Here is a 2,905-nt window from a genome sequence, read left to right as displayed (position 1 = left end):
AAGCCACGGCCCGTCAGGTTTCGTTCCAGCGCATGGCGGGCCGGCTGCAGCAGAAGATCGCCGGCTTCGCAGAGTCCGCCGCCGATCACGAACATGCCCGGGTCCAGGGCCGCGGACAGATTGGCCAGCCCCAGCCCCAGCCATTCGCCAACCTCTTCCAGCAGCCGGACGCTGGCAGGGTCTGCCTCCTTCGCCTGGTCCGTCACCACTGCTCCGGTGATGTCTTCCACCACGCCGCCCACTGCCTGCAGCCACCGCTGGGCCACCGGGGAGTTCGTTCCGGCCAGTTCCCTGGCCTCGCGGCCCAAGGCATTGCCCGAAGCGTATTGTTCCCAGCAGCCGCGGTTTCCGCAGGCGCAGCGGTGTCCGCCGGGCACGATGACCTGGTGCCCGAATTCCCCGGCCACACCCCACCGGCCGCGCTCCAGCCTGCCGTCCATCACCATGGCCCCACCGATGCCGGTACCCAGAGTGATGCACACCAGGCGCTGCTCTCCTGCCCCGGCACCAAACCGGAACTCGGCCCAGGCGGCGGCGTCGGCGTCGTTGATGACGGTGACGGGCCGGCTCAGGAGCCGTTCCAGATTGTCCCGCAGCGGTTCATTCCGCCACGCCAGGTGCGGGCTGAAGAGCACGGTCCCGCCATCAAGGTCCATCCATCCCGCCGCGCCCACGCCCACCGCCGCAACGGGGTGGTCCGAGGCCAACTCGCGCACCATGGCGGCGATGAGATCCTCAACGTCCCGTGGATCGTCTCCGGGGGTGGAGCGGACCAGTTCCGCGACCACGTGCCCGGTACGGTCAATGGCCCCGGCGGCCACCTTCGTGCCGCCTATATCGATCCCCACCGCCAGCGCGCTGTCTTCCACACGCACTATCCTAAACAGGGCCGAGGTGCGGGCCCGTCGCTCCGTCCATCCGCCCGCAGAGCCGACCGGCCCCGGGCCCCGCACCGTTACCGTTTCGTAGGTTACTTGCGGGTATCGGCTGTGATTTAGGTTATAGGCTAAAAGCAACCTCCGTCAGGGAGACCGAACAGAGCTGGCCACAGCTGAAGAAGTGAGGAGCTATAGTGCGCGAATACAGCGTGCCCGTCCTGGTGGACGTTCCGCGGAAGGCCAACATCGCCGACCTGGTGGTTGAACAGGCGCAGAAGGCATCGAACCCGGCATTGTTCTCCCGCAAGGATGCGACCGGTGCATGGCAGGACATCCGCGCCACTGAGTTCCTCACGGACGTGACCCGATTGGCCAAGGGGCTGATTTCCAGCGGCGTGGGAGCTGGCGACCGGGTGGGCATCATGGCCCGCACCCGCTATGAGTGGTCGTTGGTGGACTTCGCCATCTGGTTCGCCGGCGCCGTATCCGTGCCGATCTACGAGACCTCCTCCCCCAGCCAGATCGCCTGGATCCTTGGCGATTCCGGAGCCGTGGCAGTCTTCGCGGAAAGCGCCTCCCATGAAGCAAAGGTTCGCCAGGCCGCCCTCAATGAAGGCCTTGAGGACCTGAAGTACGTGTGGCAGCTCGACGAGGAGTCGCTGGACGGGCTCCGCACCGCCGGAAGGGATGTCCCGGACGCCGCCCTCGAGGAACGCCGCACCGCGGCAGGCCTCGAGGACCTGGCAACGATCATCTACACCTCCGGAACCACCGGCCGCCCCAAGGGCTGCGAACTGACCCACGGGAATTTCGTCGAGCTGTCGAAGAACGCCGCCGCGGCCCTTCCGGACGTTGCGCATGAAGGCGCCCAGACCATCATGTTCCTGCCGCTGGCCCACGTTTTCGCCCGGTTCATTTCCGTGCTGTGTGTGGCCGCGGGGGCCACCGTGGCGCATACGCCGGACATCAAGAACCTGCTGCCGGACCTGCAAAGCTACCGGCCGACTTTTATCCTGGCCGTCCCTCGCGTTTTCGAGAAGGTCTACAACAGCTCCATGCTCAAGGCGGAGGACGGCGGCAAGGGCAAGATCTTCCACGCGGCTGCGGACACCGCCGTGGCGTGGTCCCGTGCCGATGAGGCCGGCAAGGTGCCGCTGACGCTCAAGCTCAAGCACAAGCTCTTCGACAAGCTGGTTTACCACAAGATCCGTGAAGCCATGGGCGGCCGGGTCGAACACGCCGTCTCCGGTGGCGGCCCGTTGGGGGAACGGCTGGGGCACTTCTTCCACGGCATCGGCCTGCTGGTGTTGGAAGGCTACGGCCTGACCGAAACCACTGCCCCGGTCTCGGTCAACACGCCCAAGCTGGTCAAAATCGGCACCGTCGGGGCACCGCTGCCCGGCAATGCCGTCAAGATCGCCGACGACGGCGAGATCCTGGCCAAGGGGGTCTGTGTGCTCCGCGGCTACTACAACCGGCCGGACCTCACGGGGGAAGCGTTCGATGACGGCTGGTTCCGCACCGGCGACATCGGCGAACTGGATGCTGACGGTTTCCTGCGCATCACCGGCCGGAAGAAGGAGATTATTGTCACCGCCAGCGGCAAGAATGTGGTGCCGGCACAGCTAGAGGACCAGATCCGCGCCGATGCCTTGGTCTCCCAGTGCGTGGTGATCGGCGACGGCCGGCCATTCATCTCCGCGCTCATCACGCTCGACGAGGAGGCCCTGCCGGGCTGGCTGGAGCGCCACAACCTGCCGGCCAGCACGACGATGGAGGAGGCAGCCGGCCACGAAACCGTGCAGGCGGCGATCCAGGCGCTCATTGACCGGGCCAACCAGAGCGTCTCCCAGGCGGAAGGGATCAAGTCCTTCAGGATCATCCCGTCGGACTTCACTGAAGCGTCCGGCCACCTGACGCCGTCGCTGAAGATCAAGCGGGCGCAAGTGCTGACGGATTTCGACGAGTACGTGGAACAGATCTACGCCGGCGTCCGGCAGTAACCCCAGCCAGAACAGCCAAGGGCC

General features: G+C 66.3%; 2 protein-coding genes. One reads left to right on the top strand and one right to left on the bottom strand.

From position 1 onward, the window contains the following. On the bottom strand, positions 1 to 878 hold an 878-nt coding region (locus AC5RWT_RS36300), incomplete at its 3' end, for an ROK family protein (RefSeq protein ID WP_494084450.1). A 194-nt stretch (positions 879 to 1,072) separates the two neighbouring features. Between AC5RWT_RS36300 and AC5RWT_RS36295 the strand changes: the two genes are divergently transcribed. Continuing rightward, positions 1,073 to 2,881 carry an AMP-dependent synthetase/ligase gene (locus AC5RWT_RS36295; RefSeq protein WP_494084449.1) on the top strand — a complete coding sequence of 603 codons (1,809 nt, stop codon included), beginning with the start codon at positions 1,073 to 1,075 and terminating at the stop codon, positions 2,879 to 2,881. Positions 2,882 to 2,905: the final 24 nt, after the last annotated feature.

Source organism: Arthrobacter sp. Dra40 (genome assembly GCF_059091905.1).
The sequence above is the reverse complement of the archived record's forward strand: the minus strand, read 5'-3'. Positions and strand labels throughout refer to the sequence as shown.